The sequence below is a fragment of the Micromonospora sp. 4G55 genome (assembly GCF_016803375.1).
This window is the reverse complement of record NZ_JAEVHN010000044.1, coordinates 1-20,345: the sequence shown is the minus strand read 5'-3', so window position 1 is coordinate 20,345 and position 20,345 is coordinate 1. Positions and strand designations below refer to the sequence as shown.

15 protein-coding genes, 6 pseudogenes and 1 riboswitch are annotated in these 20,345 nt (G+C 71.8%); of the genes and pseudogenes, 11 read left to right on the top strand and 10 right to left on the bottom strand.

What is annotated here, in order from left to right; genetic code table 11:
- Window positions 1-457: 457 nt before the first annotated feature.
- A riboswitch (SAM riboswitch) is annotated at window positions 458-569 on the top strand.
- Between the two features lie 32 nt (window positions 570-601).
- The 3 genes and pseudogenes from JNW89_RS06555 to JNW89_RS06545 all read left to right on the top strand — a co-directional run bounded on the left by JNW89_RS06555 (window position 602) and on the right by JNW89_RS06545 (window position 3,296).
- Window positions 602-751, top strand: a complete 150-nt coding sequence (locus tag JNW89_RS06555; protein ID WP_238448150.1) for a hypothetical protein — start codon at window positions 602-604, stop codon at window positions 749-751.
- A gap of 102 nt (window positions 752-853) precedes the next feature.
- Complete coding sequence (locus JNW89_RS06550) at window positions 854-2,554, top strand: ABC transporter substrate-binding protein/permease (RefSeq protein WP_238448149.1); 1,701 nt, start codon at window positions 854-856, stop codon at window positions 2,552-2,554.
- Window positions 2,551-3,296, top strand: a pseudogene (locus JNW89_RS06545) (amino acid ABC transporter ATP-binding protein). The gene JNW89_RS06550 and the pseudogene JNW89_RS06545 overlap by 4 nt, the downstream one beginning before the upstream one ends.
- A 110-nt stretch (window positions 3,297-3,406) precedes the next feature.
- Here JNW89_RS06545 and JNW89_RS06540 read toward each other — a convergent pair.
- From JNW89_RS06540 to JNW89_RS06520, 5 genes are all read right to left on the bottom strand, one after another.
- Complete coding sequence (locus JNW89_RS06540) at window positions 3,407-4,456, bottom strand: NlpC/P60 family protein (protein ID WP_238448148.1); 1,050 nt, start codon at window positions 4,454-4,456, stop codon at window positions 3,407-3,409.
- Between the two features lie 43 nt (window positions 4,457-4,499).
- The gene (locus tag JNW89_RS06535; RefSeq protein ID WP_238448147.1) at window positions 4,500-4,985 is read right to left on the bottom strand and encodes a poly-gamma-glutamate biosynthesis protein PgsC/CapC; all 486 of its coding nucleotides are present in this window, start codon (window positions 4,983-4,985) and stop codon (window positions 4,500-4,502) included.
- Entirely contained in the window at window positions 4,985-6,223 is a 1,239-nt protein-coding gene (gene pgsB / locus JNW89_RS06530) for a poly-gamma-glutamate synthase PgsB (protein ID WP_238448146.1), read from the bottom strand. The genes JNW89_RS06535 and pgsB overlap by 1 nt, the downstream gene beginning before the upstream one ends.
- A 1-nt stretch (window position 6,224) precedes the next feature.
- Complete coding sequence (locus tag JNW89_RS06525) at window positions 6,225-8,453, bottom strand: HAMP domain-containing protein (protein WP_238448145.1); 2,229 nt, start codon at window positions 8,451-8,453, stop codon at window positions 6,225-6,227.
- Between the two features lie 283 nt (window positions 8,454-8,736).
- On the bottom strand, window positions 8,737-10,617 hold the full coding sequence (locus JNW89_RS06520) for a gamma-glutamyltransferase family protein (protein ID WP_238448144.1): 1,881 nt from the start codon (window positions 10,615-10,617) through the stop codon (window positions 8,737-8,739).
- Window positions 10,618-11,105: 488 nt separating this feature from the next.
- Between JNW89_RS06520 and JNW89_RS37530 the strand changes: the two are divergent.
- The 4 genes and pseudogenes from JNW89_RS37530 to JNW89_RS06500 all read left to right on the top strand — a co-directional run bounded on the left by JNW89_RS37530 (window position 11,106) and on the right by JNW89_RS06500 (window position 14,663).
- Window positions 11,106-11,715, top strand: a pseudogene (locus JNW89_RS37530) (DUF6230 family protein).
- Window positions 11,716-11,783: 68 nt separating this feature from the next.
- Window positions 11,784-12,171, top strand: a pseudogene (locus JNW89_RS06510) (DUF6114 domain-containing protein); the annotation flags it as partial.
- Window positions 12,172-12,396: 225 nt separating this feature from the next.
- A complete protein-coding gene (locus JNW89_RS06505; protein ID WP_238448142.1) occupies window positions 12,397-13,380 on the top strand; it encodes a hypothetical protein in 984 nt (327 codons plus the stop codon).
- 572 nt (window positions 13,381-13,952) lie between these two features.
- Window positions 13,953-14,663, top strand: a complete 711-nt coding sequence (locus JNW89_RS06500; RefSeq protein ID WP_238448141.1) for a C39 family peptidase — start codon at window positions 13,953-13,955, stop codon at window positions 14,661-14,663.
- A gap of 172 nt (window positions 14,664-14,835) precedes the next feature.
- On the opposite strand, the gene tatC is transcribed toward JNW89_RS06500, so the two are convergent.
- The 5 genes and pseudogenes from tatC to JNW89_RS06475 form a co-directional block, all read right to left on the bottom strand.
- The gene (tatC, locus tag JNW89_RS06495; protein ID WP_238448140.1) at window positions 14,836-15,789 is read right to left on the bottom strand and encodes a twin-arginine translocase subunit TatC; all 954 of its coding nucleotides are present in this window, start codon (window positions 15,787-15,789) and stop codon (window positions 14,836-14,838) included.
- 18 nt (window positions 15,790-15,807) lie between these two features.
- Window positions 15,808-16,119, bottom strand: coding sequence for a Sec-independent protein translocase subunit TatA (gene tatA, locus JNW89_RS06490; protein ID WP_238448139.1), 312 nt, complete (start codon window positions 16,117-16,119; stop codon window positions 15,808-15,810).
- 213 nt (window positions 16,120-16,332) lie between these two features.
- Entirely contained in the window at window positions 16,333-16,581 is a 249-nt protein-coding gene (locus tag JNW89_RS06485) for a hypothetical protein (RefSeq protein ID WP_238448138.1), read from the bottom strand.
- Window positions 16,582-16,586: 5 nt separating this feature from the next.
- Complete coding sequence (locus tag JNW89_RS06480; RefSeq protein WP_238448137.1) at window positions 16,587-17,342, bottom strand: YafY family protein; 756 nt, start codon at window positions 17,340-17,342, stop codon at window positions 16,587-16,589.
- Window positions 17,339-18,335, bottom strand: a pseudogene (locus JNW89_RS06475) (helix-turn-helix transcriptional regulator). Before JNW89_RS06475 ends, JNW89_RS06480 begins: the two are co-directional and overlap by 4 nt.
- A gap of 114 nt (window positions 18,336-18,449) precedes the next feature.
- On the opposite strand from JNW89_RS06475, the gene JNW89_RS37525 reads away from it, so the two are divergent.
- The 4 genes and pseudogenes from JNW89_RS37525 to JNW89_RS06460 form a co-directional block, all read left to right on the top strand.
- Complete coding sequence (locus JNW89_RS37525) at window positions 18,450-19,019, top strand: cation diffusion facilitator family transporter (RefSeq protein ID WP_238448136.1); 570 nt, start codon at window positions 18,450-18,452, stop codon at window positions 19,017-19,019.
- A pseudogene (locus JNW89_RS38585) lies at window positions 19,001-19,060 on the top strand (hypothetical protein); the annotation flags it as partial. The gene JNW89_RS37525 and the pseudogene JNW89_RS38585, both read left to right, overlap by 19 nt.
- 18 nt (window positions 19,061-19,078) lie before the next feature.
- Window positions 19,079-19,447 (top strand): hypothetical protein, encoded by a 369-nt coding sequence (locus JNW89_RS37520; RefSeq protein WP_238448135.1) that lies wholly within the window; start codon window positions 19,079-19,081, stop codon window positions 19,445-19,447.
- Between the two features lie 43 nt (window positions 19,448-19,490).
- Window positions 19,491-20,345, top strand: a pseudogene (locus JNW89_RS06460) (DUF3866 family protein); the annotation flags it as partial.

Sequence of the window (20,345 nt, the reverse complement as noted above, 5' to 3'; positions counted from 1 at the left end):
GTCCGGGTCGTGCACCGGCCGGTCCGCCAACGACGACAGGTACGGCCCGGCCGCCTCGAACACCCGGCGCAGCGCCTCGTCCCCGTCGGCGTCCCGCAGCGGATCGGTCATCGCAGTGCCCTGCCTCGGCGGTGGGGTGGCGGTCCAGGGTGTCCGTGAGGGCAACCCTGTTCAACGGCAACCGCCCGCAAGGCGGCATCCGGTGCAACGACGGCGTCCGCGGAGCGGCAGCCCCGGTGGCGCGGGGCGGCACCGCGCCGGCCGCGCCGGCTTCTCCCCCACCCTCGCACCCGGTCGGCGGGGTTCGCGCCGGCCAATTCCGCCGCGGTGGCCCTCGGACGATGGCACGCCCGACAACCGCCGGCGGCTGGTGACACGGCCGGCGGTAAGGGGCGGACGTGAGGGCCGTCATAACGACTGGACGATCGGCCCGGCCCTGCTGCTAGCCTTGTCGGCAGGTCATGAGCGCCAGCGTCAAGCCCCGGCTCGCTGGCCGGCAACCCTCCTCCACGGTGGGGTGCTCCGGGTGAAGACCAGGCACCGGTGTGGCACCGGTGCAAGCGTGGCCTGGTTCCCAGGTCAGCCCCGACCCAGGAGAACCATGTCTGCTGATCTTTTCGCCCCGTCCGTCGGCGGCGCCGTGTCCGCGGCCCCGTCCGACGCGCCGGCTGCCGACCTGATGCTGGTCAAGCGGCGACACGTCGACCTGATGCTGGTCTGCAGCGACGGCTGTCGCCGCCCGACCGCGTAGTCGACGACCCCTTTCCTCGTACCACCGCAGCGGTGTGCCGGTCCGGCACACCGTCTCCCGGCGCGCCCGTGTGCCCGCCGACCGATCAACCCGGAGACACCTGTGCGATTTCTTCCCGCTCTGTCCAAGGTGGCCGCGCTCGGCGCCGCCGCCGTTCTCGCCGCCACCGCGCTGACCGCGTGCGGCGACGACTCGTCCGAGGCCGCCGACAACCCGTACGGCCTGCTCCAGCCGGGCGTGCTGCGCGCCGGCACGCTGACCGACGCGCCGCCGAACGTGTACTTGAAGGACGGCACCTTCACCGGCTTCGACAACGACCTGCTCACCGCGGCCGCGGCGAAGGTCGGCCTGAAGGTGGAGTTCGTCGGGACCGACTTCTCCGCGCTGCTGTCCCAGGTCAACAACCGCAAGTTCGACATCGGCAGCTCCTCGATCACCATCACCGAGGCGCGCAAGAAGACCGTCGACTTCGGCAACGGCTACGACTTCGGCTACTTCGGCCTGGACGTGCCCGCCGGTTCCCCGATCACCAGCTTCGAGCAGCTGACCGGCAAGCGGGTCGTCGTCGTGCAGGGCACCGTGCAGGACGACTACGCCACCGGCCGCAACCTCGACCCGGTCCGGGTGCCCGACTACAACGGCGCGATCAACCAGCTCAAGGCCGGCACCGCCGACGCCTGGATCGCCCCCGCCGAGATCGGCGAGAAGTCGGCGGCGGACAGCAACGGCAAGATCACGGTGGCGGCCAAGCAGCTCAGCCCCGCGCCCACCGCGTACGCGTTCGCCAAGGGCAACGACAAGCTGCGCGAGGCGCTGAACAAGGGCCTCGACGAGGTCATCGCCGACGGCACCTGGACCCGACTCCAGGCGCAGTACTACCCGGGCCGCCGATCCCGGCCGACTTCAAGCCCGGCAGCGGCACCGTCGCGGTGCCGGCGGCGTCGGCGTCGACCACCTCCTGACGGTACGGATGACGAGCGAGCGGGGCGGACGGGGACGAGACCGATGGACACCTTGAGCACCCTCTGGGAGACCTTCTTCGACGGCGACTCAATGCGCGAGGCGCTGCCCGAGATGCTGACCGTCGGGCTGCCCAACACGCTGATCCTGGCGATCTCCGCCGCCCTGCTCGGCTCGATCCTCGGCATGCTGCTGGCCATCGCCGGCATCTCGCGTACCCGATGGTTGCGGTGGCCGGCGCGGGTCTACACGGACGTCTTCCGCGGCCTGCCGGCCGCGGCGACCATCCTGCTCATCGGTGTCGGCCTGGCGCCGCTCGGCATGGAGGTCTGGGGACCCAACCCGTACCCGTTGGGCATCCTGGCGCTGTCGCTGATCGCCGGCGCGTACATCGGGGAGATCTTCCGCTCCGGCATCCAGAGCGTCGAGGCCGCGCAGCTGGAGGGGGCCCGGGCGCTCGGTTTCTCCTGGGGCGAGGCGATGCGGCTGGTGATCATCCCGCAGGGGGTACGCCGGGTCCTGCCGGCCTGGGTCAACCAACTGATCGCGCTGATCAAGGACTCCAGCCTGGTCTACTTCCTCGGCCTGGTGGCCAGCCAGCGGGAACTGTTCCGGATCGGCCAGGACTACGCCGCCACCACGGGCAACGAGTCGGCCCTGCTGCTGGCCGGCCTGTTCTACCTGGCGTTGACCGTGCCGCTGACCCACGCGGTCAACTGGATCGACCGGCGGCTGCGCCAGGGCCGGTCGGTGACCGTCGACCCTGACGACGACGGCGGCCTGGCGCTGGCCGGCGAGACCGCCCTGCCCCCGCAGACCCCGACCGGGAAGGACCATCGATGACCGGCACCGCCACCACCACCTCGGTCAGCCTCGCCGTCCGGGACGTCCACCTCGCCTTCGGCGCCAACCGGGTGCTGCGCGGCGCCGACCTGGACGTCGGGCGCGGCGGCACCGCCTGCGTGATCGGCCCCTCCGGCTCGGGCAAGTCCACCCTGCTGCGCACCATTAACCGACTGATCGAGCCGACCGGGGCGACGTGCTGCTCGACGGGCGCAGCGTGCTGCGCGACGACCCGGACGCGCTGCGCCAGCGAATCGGCATGGTCTTCCAGCAGTTCAACCTCTTCCCGCACATGAGCGTGCTGCGCAACATCACCCTGGCGCTGCGCCGGATCAGGAAGCTCTCCGAGGACGAGGCCACCGCGGTCGCCCGCGCCCAGCTGGAGCTGGTCGGGCTGGCCGGCAAGGCGGACTCCCGCCCGGCGCACCTGTCCGGCGGGCAGCAGCAGCGGGTGGCCATCGCCCGGGCGCTGGCGCTGCAACCGCAGGTGATGCTCTTCGACGAGGCCACCTCGGCGCTCGACCCGGAACTGGTCAAGGGTGTCCTCGCCGTGATGGCCGACCTGTCCGCCGGCGGCATGACCATGGTGGTGGTCACCCACGAGATGGGCTTCGCCCGCGAGGTCGCCGACACCGTCGCTTTCATGGACCACGGGGTGGTGCTGGAGGCCGGGGAGCCGGCCGCGATCTTCGAGGCGCCGGAGCACCCCCGGCTGCGCCGCTTCCTGTCCCAGGTGCTCTGACCAGGCCGACCCCTGGGCAGACCTGGCCCCCGGGACGCCGCGAAACAGGCGCAGACGACCCGGGGGCCGGGCCGGAGCCGGTTGACCGGCTTCCCCGTCTGGATGGTCGATCAGAGCCGGCGGGCGGTGAGCCACCGGTCCGGCCAGTAGCCCACCCCGTCCAGCAGGGGTGCGCCGGAGAGGTCGCCCATGGTGGGACCGTCGGTCTGGGACCGGCTGGAGATGAACCGGTGGTGCCCGCCGTCGTCGATGCCGAGGTAGATGCCGGAGTGGTCGACCTGGCGGCTCGGGATCGGCTGAGCGTTGAAGAAGACCAGGTCGCCGGGGAGCAGCTTGTCGATCCCGCGGGCCCGCTGGCCGGAGTTGGGCATCAGCTGGACACCCGGGCCCACCTCCGCCATCGCGTACGCGCGGCGCGGCAGACCCTCGCCCGGCGTGTTGGTGCCGCGCAGCGGATATCCGAGCCGGTGGCCGTAGACCATCCGCAGGTAGCCGGAGCAGTCGAGGGCAAGCTTGCGCTGCGGCTCGGGGATTGCCGCCTTGCCGTCGAGGAACGACCAGGGCAAACCCAGGTAGTCGTAGAAGTCGGAGCGTTCCTGGCGGCCGTCGGGGTCCGCCGGGTCCGGCGGGCCGAACGAGGCGTCGCCGGAGTACTGCTGCCCCTGGTTGTCCCGCTTCACCGGGGCCCCGTCGACGTACTCGAAGGCGATCGACAGTACGTCCGGCGAGCGGTCCCGGCGGGCCGCGGCGAACCAGTCGACGAACCACTGCTCCTGTTCGGCGCCGGCCCGCCAGGGCTGCGGCGCGAGCCGGACCCACATGTCGGTCTCGATCTTGGCGTCCGTGAAGCGCGGCTCCTCGAACGTCCGGGACGGACCGTAGATGTGCGCGGTCCGCGCGCCGTCGGTCATGATCGCGACCGGCTCCCCCGACGAGTCGATGATCTCCGTACGGTCCGGTTCGGACGACCGCTGGTAGTGGTAGCCCGACGCGCCGGCCGCCTGGCCGTCGGTCGCCTTCGCCAGACCCAGGGTCAGCTCGGGTTCGTCCCCGGGCGACGGCCGGGCCACCAGGTAGGTGAGCATGCTCGCGGTGATCAGCAGGACGAGCCCGACGATGCTCGACACGCCCGGCCTGCGGAGATACCTGCGGTAGCTCATTCCTGCTTCTCCTTTCGCGACGAATGCGAGGCGGACGGAATGGTCAGGTCACCGGCACGAATCCCGCGACCACGCCGCTGTACGTGATGCCGAACGTGATCGCCGTGACGATGAGGGTCGCCAGGATGGTCGCCCTGGGCGGCTGGCGCACGAGCTGGTAGGCGATGAGCCCGGGAATCACGAAGCCCAGCGTCTGGTGCGCGAACAGCAGTGGCAGGTCGCGCTGGACGAGCAGGAACATGGTCAGTTGCAGCAGCACGCTGACCAGCACGATCGCGGCGAACAGCCGCTTCCCGTACAGGATGATCACCCGATGCATCAGCCGGGCGATGAGGTACGTGACGATGGTGACCCCGACCACGATCACCGCCTGGAGCTGGTCCTCGATGAGGGTCAACGCGATCCAGCCCGGGGTGATCATGCCGCCGGGTGAGAGGTTGGTGCTCAGGTAACACAGCAGCGCGAACACCAGCCCGATGCCGAGGCTCGCGGTGGCCAACTGGGCGCTGAGTTCTCCGCCGAACGTCATCAGTGGCTCCCTTCTCCGGTCGACGTACGAAGGGTGGAGGCGGAGGGAGAGCCGTCCTCGCAGGTCCAGCCCGGCAGTGTCGCCAGCTGGTGGACCAGCACCTCACCCTGCCCGTGGATGTTCCCGACGGCGACGATCGAGGAGTCGTCCGGGGTCGCCGCGCTCACGCCCTGCAGCAGGCTGTCCGGGTCCGGTTTGCCGCCGAGGTCCACCACCCGGTCCTGGAGTTCCGCGGGCACGGTCGTCCGGGCACTCTTGGTGACCTCGCCGATCAGGATGATGGTCTCCGGTCGCACCCGGCCGCTCAGCTCGCCCATCTGGCCGTTGCGCTCGATCCGGTCCGGCCGGCAGTTGATCACCATCGTCAGTGGACGGGTGATGAGCTGCTGGTCCTCCAGTTGCTGGATGTTCATGAAGGTCGACTCGGGGTCGTTGGCGGCGAAGATGTTCGCGAACCGGAACCGCTTGTCGCCGTGCATCACCCGGGCCACGGAGAGCACGCCCGGGTCGGGCGGCGCCTCCCACATGCCCTTGAGGGCGCTCTGCCGGTCGACGCCCAGTTCCTCGGCGACGGCCAGCGCGATCGCGACGTTCTCCTTGAAGGTGATCCAGCCGAATCCGTTCATCTCGTGGTCGCTGACCGACTCCGGGTCGACCGCGATCAGGCGGCAGTCCCGCCGGTCGGCCTCCTCCTGCAGGATCGCCAGCCGTTCCCGCTCGGCGGTGATGCAGGTGCCGCCCACCGGCATGGACCGGCTAAGCGACCGGGCGACATCGTCGAGGGTGGGCCCCATCTCGGCGAGATGGTCCTCGCGCACGTTGCACAGCACCCCGATGTTCGACCGGATCAGCTTGCTCTGGTTGACCTCCTGCAGCGCCGGCATCACCGCCATGCACTCCATGACCAGCGCGTCCGGGTGGTAGACGGCGGCCCGCCGCACGATGCCGATCTGCTCGACCACGTTGGCGATGCCGAACTTGCGGTGCACCGGCTCCTCGCTGGCGTCCGGGAAGATGAACCGGGCCGCCGTGCCGGTGGTCTTGGCCACCACCACCCGCCCACCGCCGCGCAACGCGCCGGCGCAGAGCCGGGTGATCGAGCTCTTGCCCCGGATGCCGTTGACCAGCACCCGGTCCGGAATCATGTTCAGGTTCCGATAGTGGTTACGCTGCTCGACCATCCCCGCGCCGAACAGCGCCACACAGCAGAGGACGAAAACGACGTAGAGGTATACCACGTCAACTCCTTTCGTCTCGGTCGTCGGCGCGGGTGTCAGCACTCTCGCTGTACCAGAGAGTGGCCCGACCAGCTTCGGGTTGCGGCGGGACCTCGGGCAGCACGACGGTGCGGTCCTCCTCCGTGCCGCGCAGCCGGCTCGCACCGCCCAGCCGGCTGGCGCCGGTGTGCCGGACCTGCCGGCAGACCTCCAGGCACATCGCCAGCGCCCCGATGTCGTCGTGGCGTGCCGGCGAGATCGGCTCCTCCACGTCCCCCTCGCTGATCTGGTCGGCCTGCCCGGCGAGGCGGCGCAGTGGCCGCGCGAAGACGAAGTACTGCCACGTCTGGGTCAGCAGCACCACGCCCGTCGTGGCCCCGGCCACCAGCAGCGTCCACCGCCGGCCGTCGCTCTGCGGCAGCCGCAGCCCGGCCAGGTCCTGCTCCACCACCAGCGACCACTTCAGCGGAGCGACGGTGTTCGGCTTGTTCAGGCCGGCGGCGGCGATCAACGCCGGCCTGCCGTCCGGCGTCTTCGCCATACCCACGGTGCCGCCCTTCAGCGCCTCGGAGGCGGCAACCCGGGCGGTGCCCTCCAACTGCTGGAAGGCGCGGAAACCGTTGGAGTCGAAGACGGTGCGCAGATCCTCGTCGACGACCCGTACCTGCCCGTCGACCGCCCGGATCATCTCCAGCAGGTAGTCGATGTCGAACTCCCCGACCGTCGCGACGCCGTTGGGAGCGACCCGGAAGGCGTACACCAGCGGCACGCGCGCGGTCTCGCCGTCCAGGTCGATGCCGGTTTCACCGCGCAGTGGCTCCTTGCGAAGCGGCTCGCGTCCCGCGGCGCTGACGACCGATCCGTTCGGGTCCATCAGGTAGAGGCTGCGGAAGCGGTGTTTGTCGGCCAGCTCCTGCTTGAGCTGCGGGGCCAGTTGAGCCGGGTCGGGCGTCGCCTCCGACGCCTGGGAGATCCGGGTCACCGTCTGCAGGCCGTTGTTCAGCGCCTTGCCCATCACGTTGCTCGCCGCCTCGGCCCGGCTCTCCTCGTCCCGGACGAGCTGGCTGGGGATCGGCGGCTCAGGTGAGCTCAGCGTGTAGGCCACCGCCGCCGCCGGCCAGAGCAGCGCCACGACGGTGGCCAGGGCCAGGCCCTGGTTCACGGTCGGCCGCCACCGCCACCGCCAGCGCTTCCCGCCGGCGGTGCCCGACGATGGATCGTCGGACGTCAGCGACAGCGCCCGGGCGATGCGGTGGGCCTCCGCGATCCGCAACGGGTGCCGCTTGGCGGGGACCTCACCACAGGCGTCGGCCTTGGCCCGCTCCAGCAGCGACCGCACGGGCCTGACCAGTGCCAGCCGCATCAGCAGGAAGCTGGGCACCGCCATCGCCAGCAGGGTCAGACCGAGCAGGAAGCCGTGCACGGTCGAGGTGCCGCCCGTCTCCTCGGCGACGATGAGGGTCGCCACCGTCGCCCCGGTCTCCCCCACCGGGGCGGAGGAGACGACGAGTTGCTTGTTCAGCCACTCGGTCACCCGGATCGGGTGGCCCTCGGTGGACTGCGACTGCGCCAGCCCTTGGAAGACCACCGGCAGGTGGACATCGGGTACGGCACTGACCCCCTGCATCAGGGTGCTCTTGCCGTCCGGCGTGATGACGAAGATGCCCTGTCGGGCGTTGGGGTTGAGGCGGAGTTCGTCCACGTCGAGCGGTTGGGTCGCCAGCAGGGTCCGCGAGCCGTCCAGCGCGACGCTGCGGACCAGCGCCGGCCCGTCCGGAGTGGTGATCGGGAACGTGTCCTTGGCGGGAAGCGTCGGTGGCAGCAGTTCCATCGGTACGCCGGTGCCCGCCGTGGCCAATGGGCGTCGCGAGGCGGTCTCCACGATCGCCGCCCCGGTCCACTCCGTACCGTTGCCCACCACCTGCTTGACGAACTCGGGGTCGGGCGTCGTCGGCGGCCGGGCCGCGATGCGCTGGTCGAGGTCCTCCACGTAGTGGTTGATGGTCAGTCGCATGCTGGAGGCGACCTTCGACACGTTGTCCCGCTGCGAGTCGACGACGGCCGGGGGGACGCCCCGTTGGTTGTTGATGGCGAACCCGAGCACGATGGCGGCCGCCAGGCACATGATCGCCCAGAGATACAGCAGGGACGGCTTACCGGAGCCGGCGGGAAAGCCGGCGGTCGGGAGCTGCTGGTCCAGCGCCCGTCGCCGCCACGGGACCGCCTGCTCCTGAGGTGGGTCGGCGGGCACTGACGGCACGGACGCGCGGCCGCGGAAGGGCTGCTGATCGCGACCCCGGTCGGGGGCGGGCTGTTCGCCTCCGTTCCTGCTCTTCATGGCGACCCTTCGCTCTCGGCGACATCGGAATTTGCGCGTCGTGTCGATCATCGAACGTGGCAGGGTGAGGAGACTTCACCCGACCGGGATGAGCTCGGCGGGCGTCGCATCCGCGTCACGGCCGCGTCGAGCGGTGGCACCAGCGTGGCGGCCGGCGGGGTGAGGCCGCCTCACACCGCGGAGGTGAACCGGTACGTCAGCGTCCGATCGCGCTGCCGTCCCGGCGCTTGTCCGCCGCTCCGAGCAGTTCGTCACCGCGTACCTCGATCGCGGTGAGACCGCTGTCCAGTGCGATGAGCCGGGGACACGGATGCTCCCGGACCACGAGTTCGGCCATGATCGCGCTGATCTTCCGGCCCGCTTCGAGCTCGGAAGGCGCCCCGACCGATCCCCCGCACTTACGCGTGATGTCCTGCCCGCTGAAGTGCCCCTGGTCGATGGCATCGGCCGGCCCCATGCCGTCGACGATCACACCCACCAGTGCCTGGGTCACGTAGTCCGGGATGTGCGAGCCGCCGGCCGCGCCCACCACCAGCTTCAGCTTCCGTCCCTGTTCATCGAGGACGATGGTCGGCGCCATCGACGCGGTGGGGCGCTTCTTCGACTGCATGACGTTCACCGGCTTGCCCGGTGAGACCGACGACGTGTCGGTGAAGTTGTTCATCGCGTTGTTGAGGATCATCCCCCGCGCCTCGAGGTGCGCCCCGAAGTGCGTGTTGATGGTGGTCGTCATGGAGACGGCGTCGCCCTCGCTGTCCACGATGCTCACGTTGCTGGTCGGGTCGCCGACGTCGATCGTGCTCGGGACGTCCCCGGTCGGCCCCGGAGGGATCCGCTCCGGCGGCTCTCCCGGTTTGATCGGGTCGATCGCGCGGTCCTCGGAGTAGAGGGAGAAGCGCTGGTCGAGATACTTGTTGTCCAGCAGACCGGCCGCCGGCACCTTGTGGAACGCCGGGTCCCCGATGTACGCCCGGCGATCGAAGTTTGCCAGGCGGCTGGCCTCGACGAAGAGGTGCATCCGATCGGTCGAGTCCGGTTCACTCCTGCCCACCTGGCCACGGTCGAGCAGGCCCAGCATCTCCAGTACGGACACTCCCCCGAACGCGGGCGGCGCCGACGTGCACACCAGCACGCCCAACACCTTCCGGCACAGCGGCTTGCGTTCGATGGGGGCGTATTCGGCGAAGTCCTCGGCGGTCATGAGACTCGGGATCACGACCGGGCCGGCGGTGTTCCCCTTCAGCTTGATCGGCCCCTTCGCCGCGTGCTGCACGATCGCCGGGGCGATCTTGCCCTTCGGGTCGTAGAAGGCGTCCGCCCCGCCGTCCCGAACCTCCCGCAACACCTGCGCGATCTCCGGGTTGCGAATCGTCGTACCCGGCTTCTTGGCCTTGTCGCCGTTGCAGTAACGGGGGCGCAGATCGGGGTAGTTGCAGCGCTTGCGCCCGTTGAAGCGCTCGTCGAGGCCACTGCTCAGGGCTTCCGGCATGGGGAAGCCGTTCGCGGCTAGGTTGATGGCGTCGTCGAAGAGCTCGTCCCAGGGAAGGTCCCCGTACTCCTCGTGGACGTCCGAGAGCACCCGCAGCGTGCCCGGGACGGCGAACGCCCGGGCTGTCGCCGACGCCGCGTACGGGTAGCGGTCGACGCCGAGCGCCTTGCGCTCCTGGTCGGTGGGAGTCATCACGTTCTGCGGCACGTTCTTCGGCGCTCGGGCCATGCCGTCGAAATACCGCACGGTGTGTTTGTCGGGATCCCAGTAGTTGATGAGCGTGCCGCCGGTCAGCCCGGAGGCGTGTGGCTCCACGACGGCCAGGACGGCCTGCACGGCCACGGCCGCATCCGCGGCCGTGCCACCCTTGGCGAGGATTTTGCAGCCGGCCTGGACCGCGAAGGGATTGGCCGCGGCCACCATGAACTTCCGACCCACGGCGTCGGCTTCCCGGCCGGTGGTGGGATTCGCGCACGAGTCGGCACGCGCCGCAGCCGTGTTCGCTCCGGTGACCGCTGACGACAGGGCCGGAAAGACGAGCGTCAGCACCAGCGCGGACAGGTAGCAGCGCCGCTTCCGTGCGTACATACAACAACCTCCCGGGATTGATGCCGCGGCCTCGGAACACGCATCTGCTCGGATCGCGTGAGGCCCTCGCCCTGCTCGTCCGTTCCGAAGGGACGGCTCCCGCCGTTGGGCTGGCACATTCGGTTGCACGCGGGCACAGTCGTCGACGCGCCGACGTGGCAAGGCAGCCGACACCGGCATCATGGTTCTCGTTCGGGTGACTCCGCAGGGCATCGCGAGAAGTCGTGGCCGCTGGGACGAGGGTGTCGAAGGTGGCAACGGCAGTGCGGCGAACGGACCGCGGCGCGCCGAGCCCTCCCCAGAGCGCCTAACGCTAGGTGACGAATCCGCACCCGGCTGTCTACAGGGTGTTAGCGTCGGGGTGGCGGTGCCTGCTGGCGTACGCGCAGGGGATGGCCCATCTTGGCCTCCGTCATCGCCCAGCTGGCCACGAGCCCTCGTTGGCGCTCGTCCGACCACCGGCACGACATCCACCCTGAGGAGGAACCGTGCAGGAGAGGTCCGACATGCCCGGACGTACCCGCTGGCGGCGCTTCGCCGCCCTGGCGATCCCGGCGACCGCGGTCGCCGGCGCGATCGTGCTCGGCATGGCCAACGGCGCCATGGCCGCGTCGTTCGCCGTCTCCGGGCAGACGTTCAAGGTCTCCGCCTCCGAGCTGCGCGGTGAGGGCTTCGTCCAGTACGGCGGCGTCGCCCAGGAGGTCGACGGGACGAGGCATCCGGTGGCGACCACCGGTATCCGCAGGGCGCAGCTCTTCGACCTCTGCCAGTCGGTGAAGGCGCCCGGGGCGCCCGTCGTGATCACCATCAACGCCGGCGCGGTGGCAGGCCAGCCACCGCCACGGACCTGCTGATCGACGCCGAAGAGCTCGAGGGTGACGCCCGGTTCACCAACATCCAGATCAATCGGGACGCGTCGACTCTCGAGGGCGGTCCCGCCAACGCGAAGGGCCCCGGGGGACCTTCGGCCAGCAGGCCGACGCCGTCACGATCACGAACCTTCGCCAGGTGGCCCGCTCCACCCAGGCCAGGACGTTCAACCTCACCGGACTGAAGCTGAAGGTCAGGACGGGCGCGGCCGCCAAGGAGTGCTTCTGAGCTGACCACCGCCCCGCCGTCCGGGTGGCGGTGGCTGCGCACGACCCCTCACTCGGCAGGAGGCATGGGTGGACAACGGCGAACCGCGAAACGCCCGGCCGGAGCGTTACCGCGACCTCCGCGGCTTCCGCCGCTGGCGGCGGACCCGACCGTTCTGGGGGGGCCTGCTCACCGCGCTGGCCGGTCTGCAGATCTTCGGCACCACCCAGATGTCGCTGGCCGGCCTCGCGCTGCAGACGGGGCCGACCGGCTTCCTGTCCTGGCTGATCCCCGCCATCCTGGTGACCTGCGGGCTGCTGCTGTGGTTCAAGCCCCCGCACCGGGTCCTCTACGCCGTGGTCGCCGCCGTGACCGCGCTCTTCTCGCTGATCGGGGTGAACCTCGGCGGCTTCTTCGTCGGTCTGCTGCTCGGCCTGGTCGGCAGCGCCCTCGGTTTCGCCTGGACGCCGGACACCCCGCCGAGCGCCGCGCCGGCCAGCGAGCCGACCGGCGAGGCAGGGGTACGGGACGAAACGCCCGATGACGCGAGCGGGCCCGACGAGGCCGGGGGCGACCGGACGGCGCGGCCCGGGACGCGGCCGACGGGACGGGGCGGGAGCAGCCCACGGCCGGTACGGGAGCTGACCTGACGGCCCCCGACGCTGCCCCCAGCACGGGCAGCCGGCCCTCGTCGACGAACTGATGTCCGGCCGGGACAGCCTGGGGCTGCACCTCACCCGGCCGTCGCCCGGCGCGTACCAGGAGTCCGCCACGGCCCTGAGGCTCTGGCCGGCCGAGCGGACGAAGGCGGAACAGCCGGGACCCCCACAGCGCGGCCTACGGTTCGTCGCGGCGCTGCTGGGGCTGCTCGGGATCTCCGCCACCGTGACGCTCGCCGCGCCCGGCCCGGCGAGGGCGTCGGCCGTACCCGCCCCGGCTCGGGACGGCCCCACCTGCCCGACCGAACCGGCGCCGGACGGGCCGGCCGGTTCGTCCTCGATCAGCCCGAGCGGGTACGCCAGGGCGAACAGGAACGTCCTCACCCTCAGCGGCCTCGGCCCGTTCTACGGGGGCCAGGGCGGCGAGGCGGGTGCCCGGGCCCAGCCGAAGCGTTCCGTCGCACCCGGCCCGCCACCGCCCACGACCCTGCTGGCCACCAGCTCCGGGCCGATCGTCCTGGCTCTCGACTGCGCCCAGCCCGAGCCGACCCCGACCGCCCCCGGGGCCGGGAGAACCTTGCCGCGGATCCCCGCCGAGCCCGGCCAGCCGCGGGTCGCGGAGAGCCCGGTCCACCTGACCGGCTCCACCATGACCATGACGGGGCTGCGGATCGAGGGGATCGTCGAGCTGCCCACCGCCGGCGGCACCCTGCGGGCCCTGAAGTTCAGCATGGATCGGGTGATGACCGACGACGCCCGGCTGCGCTCGCCCGGGCCGGCCGGCCGCACCCTGCGGGTCGCCACCGATCAGCTGACGCTGGCCGGCGAGGTCGCCGTCTACGCCACCCGGTTCGTCGGACGGATCCTCGACGTGACGATCACGCTGAGCCCGGACCTGCCGCTCCCCCCGGGGATCGCCACCACCTCGCCGGGCCCGGTCACGTTCAGTGGCGTGGCTGTCGACCTGGCCTTCCTGGAGAGCCACTCGCTCACCGCCCGCCCGGCGCTGAAGCTCAACGTGAACTGACGACCCCGCGAGGTTGCTCCGCGCGGGGCTCGGCCCTCAGTCAGACCCGCGATCCTCAGCCCCGGCGCGGTCGGGGTGAGAGACGCCCTGCGGCACTGTCGCGTAGGCACCGGACCTGATCGACGGCAGGCCGTTTTGCGGGCCACCACGAGGCGACGGGCGGCCGGAAGGCCCTATCCACCGACACCGGACGCCGTTGCGACGCCCCGGCTCCGATGACCGCCTCCACCGGCCAACCGCATGCCGCCTATTGGGCCTCGCGGACGGCCAGCGGCCAGGGCAAATCCTCGCACCGGGGCGCAATGCCGTCCAGGACCCATCAGCAGGGGCGCCGGCGGCAGTGGGATGACCGGCTCCGGCGTCCCTCCCGTCGCACGCCGTCCCACCGCCACCGTTCGCTTCAACGTTCGCGCGCCCCGACCCCCTTCTACTCCTCCTGCCGGATTTCCGGGCGCGATTGCGCAAAGCCGGCCGGAACCCCCGCTACTCGGGTAGTGTCGCGCGTTTTCGCGGACCGGGCCCGGGTAAGCGGCGGGCGACGGCAGGTAAGACCAGTCGAGGGGAGCATCACGATGAATCCGCTGTTCCGTAAGAGCGTGCTGTCCGTTGCCGTGCTGGCCAGCGGCGCCTTCACCGGCTCGGCGATCGCTGCCCAGGCGTCCGCCGATCCGATGACACCGTCGCACCCGGCACAAGTGCAGAGCGTGCCCGCCTCCGCAGACCAGCCTCCGCCTCCGCCCGCGCCCCCGCCTGCGCCCGCGCCCGCGCCCGCGCCGGAGGACGGTCAGCGAGTGCTCCACTACGACTATCAGCGACAGCCGAACTCCTACTACTGCGCGCCAGCCGCAACTCGGATCGCCCTGTCCACCCAGGGCAAGGTCGTGAGCCAACGCGAGGTTGCCGACAAGCTGGGCACCACCCAGGACGGCACCGACTCGGTCGACGCCACCACTCGGGTGCTCAACGAGATGACCGGCGGCGGCTACGAGACCACCGAGATCGAGGGTGCCGAGGCCGACTCGCAGCAGGAAGCCAAGCTGCGCGGTGACGTGATCGAGGCGGTCGACGCCAACCGGGGCGTGGTAGCCAACATCATGGGCACCGCGGTCGACACCCAGGGTCACCGGTACTCGTACGAAGGCGGACACTATCTGACCGTGGTCGGTTACCGCGACGGCGGTGACACCATGAAGGTCGCCGACCCGTACGACCCGACCAAGACCTACTGGATGACCGACGACAAGCTCGCCGACTGGATCGCCACGCGCGGCTACTCCAGCTAGCCCCGAACAGGACGTCCCGCCGGCCGGGTCCCGAACGGGACTCGGCCCTATCTTGTCGTCAACCCGTCACCGCGGGCGCGCGACGCCCGGCGGCGACGCCAGGGGATGACGCGGCGACGCCGCCCCCGTCGGACGGAGGCGGCGTCGTGGACAGCCCGAGTCGCGGGAGCCGTCAGGTCATGTCGTCGAAGCGACGGTCGATCGGGGCGGGCGCGGCGACCGGCGCGGGCGCGCCGACCGGCCCGGAGAAGTCGACCCGTGCGGACGCCTCGACCGGCTCGGTGTCCAACTCCAGCGGCGACACCTCGTCGTCGCTGAGGTCGGAGTAGGTCTCCTTGCCCCGACCCCGCCGCTTGTCGTTGATGAAGGCCACCCCGACCGCGGCGAAGTAGAGCGCGCAGAGGCAGATCGCCAGCGCGGTCATGCCGAACGGGTCGGGGGTCGGCGTGACCACCGCCGAGAAGGCGAAGAACACGAAGACCGCCACCCGCCACCAGCTCAGCAGCTTCCGCGCGCTGGCCAGGCCGACGAAGTTGAGCATCAGCACGATCAACGGGAACTCGAACGCGACCCCGAACAGCAGGATCAGGTTGGTGACGAACGAGATGTAGCGGGTGATGTCGAGCGTGGTGGTGATGTCGCCGCCGCCCGAGACGTTGAGCAGGAACTCCAGCCCCTTGGCGGTGACGAAGTACGCGAGCACCGCACCGGCGGCGAACAGTGGTGCCGCCAGGGCGGTGAAGAAGTACGCGTACCGCCGCTCGTGCCGGTGCAGGCCGGGCGCGATGAACGCCCACAGCTGGTAGAGCCAGACCGGCGCGGCGATGATCAGACCCACCCAGAGGCCGACCTTCAGCTGGAGCAGGAACAGGTCCGCCGGACCGAGCTGGACGAAGTTGCACGTCCCGTTGACCAGGCGCGCCTTCGGCAGGTCGCAGTACGGCTGCTGCAACAGGTGCAGCACCGGACCGGAGAGCCAGATGCCGAAGCCGAAGCCGACCAGGATCGCCAGCGAGGCGCGGAAGAGACGGTTGCGGAGCTCACGGATGTGCTCCATGAGCGTCATGGAACCGTCGGCGGCCCGTTCGAACTCGCTCGGGCCGCGCTTACGAAGCGCGAAGGCCACGGTGCTCGGGCCCTTCGGTCAGTTGTCGCGGACGCGCTGCACCGGGTCGACCGGCGGGGCGACCGGCTGTTGCGGGGCCTGCTGCGGGGCGAACTGCTGCTGCGCGTACGGCTGCTGACCCGCGTGCGGCGGCAGCGGCTGGTAGCCGGCCTGCGCGTCGGCCTTCTCGGCCAGGTCGCGGTCGTCGTCCTGCAGGCTCTTGGTCTCCGCCTTGATGATCCGCAGCGAGCGGCCCAGCGAGCGGGCCGCGTCGGGGAGCCGCTTCGCGCCGAATAGCAGGATCAGCACGACCACGAGTACGGCGATGTGCCACGGCTTGAGGGCACCCATGGGAAGCTCCAGTCGCTCTGTGTCGAAGGGTGTGTCGCAGCCCATCGTACGTGCGTCGAGAGCCGTTGCCACCCGCCGGGCCGCTGGTGACGCGTCCGGCCGGTGAAGTCTTGACCACCCTCGCGTGTCCCGTCAACCACCTGGCGACGTCCATCCGTGCGCGAAAGGAACCCGCTTCGCGCAGTCGACGCGCGATTCACCGACCGCGGTCGATCACTTACCCCGCTTGGCCTTGATCAGCTCCACCCGCTGCTGGGTGGTCTCGACCTGCCGCTGGAGCGTCTCGGCCCGCTCGGAGAGCGCCTCGGCGGCCTCGCGCAGCGCGTCCGCGTCGGCCTGGCGTCGCTGCAACGCCATCGCCGCCCGCCGCAGCCGGGGCAGCCGCGCCAGCACCGGCCGGACCGCCAGGGCCAGCACGACGAGCGCGAACAGCACCACCGCGAGAACGATCCACTTCACCACGGCGGTCAGCCTAACCGGTCGACGGCCCCCACCGCCGGGTCGGCCGACGGCGCGCCGTCGCCCACCGGGGTGCCGTACGCCTCCAGCGCGGCGAGCGCCTGCGCCCGCACCTGATCGGCCAGCTCGGCCGGGGCCACCACGGTGACGTCCGGCCCCAGCCCGAGCACGAACCGGCGGGCCCAGCCGAGGTCGGTCACCCGCAGCGAGACCAGCCACTGGTCGCCGTCGCCGGCCTCCACCCGCTCGCACGGGTAGTACTCGGTGATCCACCGCTCGCCCCGACCGATGCGCAGGGTGATCAGCGGCAGGTCCGGCGAGGGGCGGAAGATCCCGTCGGTGAGGTCGTGCGGGCGCGCCTGCGGCGGCACCACCGCCGGCTCGTCCAGCTCGGTGACCGCGTCGATCCGGTCGGCCCGGAACAGCCGGACCGCCTCGGCCCGGCGGCACCACGCCTCCACGTACGCCCGGCCGCCGACCATCAGCATCCGCAGCGGGTCGATGGTGCGCTCGCTGGTCTCGTCCCGCGCCGCCGTGTAGTAGGTGATCCGCAGCGCCCGGCCGCCCTCGACCGCCGAGCGCAGCGCCTCGACCTGCCGGGTGTCCCCGGGCAGCCGCACCGCCACCGGCGCGCCGACCAGGTCGCCGGCCGCCTCGGCGATCTCGATGCCGGGGCGGGCGAGCAGGTAGGGCACCAGGTTGAGCAGTCGGGCCAGCCGGTCGGCGGAGGTGCGGGAGCCGCCCCGGGCGGCCGGCCGGGTCACCGGGGGCCTCCGGCCACGGCCAGGTCGTCCTGCCGGACGGCGATCTCCTTGAGCCGTTGGATCACCGCGTCGCGCACCTCCGGCGGTTCCAGCACCCGCACGTCCGGGCCGTACCCGACGAGGTGGCCGGCGAGGGAGTCCGGGTCGGCGTACGGCAGGACCAGCCGGTCGCCGTCGGGACCCGGCAGGGTCTGCACGGCCCAGCGCCGCAGGCCAGCGGCGCGTCCCGGGGCGGCCAGCACGGTGGCCCGGCCGGTGCGCTCGACCGGCCCGGACCAGCGGGCCACGTGGCTGATCAGGTCGACCCCGGCCGGCGGCTCGTACCCGCCCGGCTCGCCGTTCACCCGGACCGCGCCCACCACCCGGGAGAGCCGGAAGCAGCGGGTGGCGTCCCGGTCCAGGTCGTGGCCGACCACGTACCAGCGGCCGCGCCAGCAGACCACGCCCCACGGCTGCAACCGGCGGCGGGTGGGCGCGTCCCGGTCGCACCCGGTAGTCGAAGCCGACCTCGCGGCGGTCCCGCGCGGCGGCGGTCAGCGGCGCGAACGCCGGATCGACCGTGACCATCGGCTCCAGGCCCAGGGTGGCCTGCGGGTCCACGTCGACGCCGGCCGCGCGCAGCTTCGCCAGCCCGGAGGAGGCAGCGGCGGCCAGGCCGGCGTGCTGCCAGAGCCGCGCGGCGATGCCCACCGCCGCGGCCTCGTCGGGCTCCAGGGGGATCTCCGGCAGCGCGTACTCCCGGTGGGCGATCCGGTAGCCGGGCTCGGCGTCGAAGACGCTGGCCGTGCCGGTCTCCAGCGGCACGCCCAGCTCCCGCAGCTCGGCCTTGTCCCGCTCGAACTTGCGCTGGAACGCCTCGTGCTCCTTGGCGTCGTCCGGATCGTGCTCGTAACCGGGCACGGTCGCGGCGATCTGCGCGGCGGTCAGGAACCGTCGCGTGGACAGGAGACAGATCACCAGGTTGACCAGGCGTTCGGTACGGCTCCGCGACACGTGTGAACGCTAGCAGCCCGCGCGCCGCGGCCGTGCACCCGCGCGGGCGCGGCGCGCGACGCACTGCCGCCGGTCACCGGGCGGCGGCGGCCCGACCGCCCTAGGGTGAGGCGCATGTCGGAGGGCGAAGTCAAGACCGAGAGCGTCGGCACCGTCGTGGTGGCGGGCGCGGCGAACCTCGCCATCGCGGTGGCCAAGCTGGTCGCCGGCCTGATCTCCGGCTCCGCGGCGATGCTCTCCGAGGCCGCCCACTCGGTCGCCGACACCACCACCGAGGTGCTGCTCTACCTGGCGCTGCGCCGGGGCGCGCGGCCCGCCGACCGCCGGCACCCCTTCGGGTACGGCAAGGAGAGCTACGTCTGGGCGTTCCTCGCCGCGCTGTTCACCTTCGTCGCCGGGGCGGGCTTCGCCATCACCCACGGCGTGACCACCATCCTGGTGCACCGGCACAGCGGGAATTACCTCGCCTCCTACATCGTGCTGGCGGTGTCCTTCGTCATCGAGTCGGTCTCGCTGGCCCGGGCGGTGCGCCAGGTGCGAAACGAATCCCGCCGCTGGCGGACCACCCCGCGCCGGTTACTGCGGCTGACCGCCGACACCACCATCAAGGCGGTGTTCCTGGAGGACAGCGCGCCCTCGTCGGTCTGCTCCTCGCCGCCGTCGGGCTGGGCCTGTCCCACCTGACCGGCGACGAGCTGTGGGACGGACTCGCCTCGATCGCGATCGGTCTGCTGCTGCTGGTCGTGGCGATCACCCTGGCCTGGAGCAACCTGTCGCTGCTGGTTGGCCGGGCCGTGCCGGACCGGCTGCACCGCGAGATCGAGCAGGAACTGGCCGGCCTGCCGACGGTCGACCGGGTCGACACGCTGATGACCATGCTGCTCGGCCCGGAGGAGATCCTGGTCGCCGCCAAGGTCGACTTCCACGACCAGGCCACCGGTGCCGACATCGAGGCCGCCGCGGACGAGGCCGAGCGCCGGCTCACCGACCGCTACCCGGAGATCCAGTACGTCTTCCTCGATCCCACCCGCTCGATGCCCGGCACCGACGGGCGGCGGGCCCGGCGTACCCAGGACCAGGAGCAGGAACCCCGGCGGCCCGGCCCGCCCTGACCCGGGCGCGGCGTCTCCGCCGGGCGCGGATAGCGTGCCCGGCATGGTGCGATGGCGGTCCGGAACGGTGACGGCGGTACGGCGGCGGTGGGCCGGCGCGGTGGAACTCGACGTCGACCTGCCCGACGGCGGCACCCTGCGCGCCCTGGCGTACCCCGCCCTGGTCGGCGACCCGGTCCCCGGCGACCGGGTGCTGCTCAACGCCGGCGCCCTGCTGATGGGGCTCGGCACCGGCGGGTACGCCCTGGTGGTGGCGCTGCCCGACCGGCTGCCGCCGGACCCGCCGCGGGCGGCCGACACCCGCGACGCCGGCCCACCTGGTCAAGGCCCGCTACACCCCGTTGCAGGCGATCATGCTCGGGGTGGACGAGGAGGCGTCGGAGCACCACGAGCTGCTGGCCCGGGCGGAGAGCCTGGACGGGCTGCCCGTGGTCACCGCCGACCTGCACTCGGCGCTGCCGGCGATCCTGGCCGGCGTCCGCGCCGAGGCCCCCGACGCCCGGGTGGCGTACCTGCTCACCGACGGCGGGGCGCTGCCGGCCTGGTTCTCCCGCACCCTGGACGGGCTGCGCGGCGAGCTGGTGGGCACGGTCAGCGTCGGGCAGGCGTTCGGCGGCGACCTGGAGGCGACCACGCTGCACAGCGGCCTGCTGGCCGCCCGGCACGTGCTCCGCGCCGACGTGGCGATCGTCGCCCAGGGCCCGGGCAACCTGGGCACCGGGACCACCTGGGGCTTCTCCGGGGTCGCCGTCGGCGAGGCGGTCAACGCCGTCGCCACCCTCGGCGGCCGGCCGGTCGGCTCACTGCGGATCTCCGACGCGACCCGCGCCCCCGGCACCGCGGCGTCTCCCACCACAGCCTCACCGCGTACGGCCGGGTCGCGCTCGCCCCGGCGGAC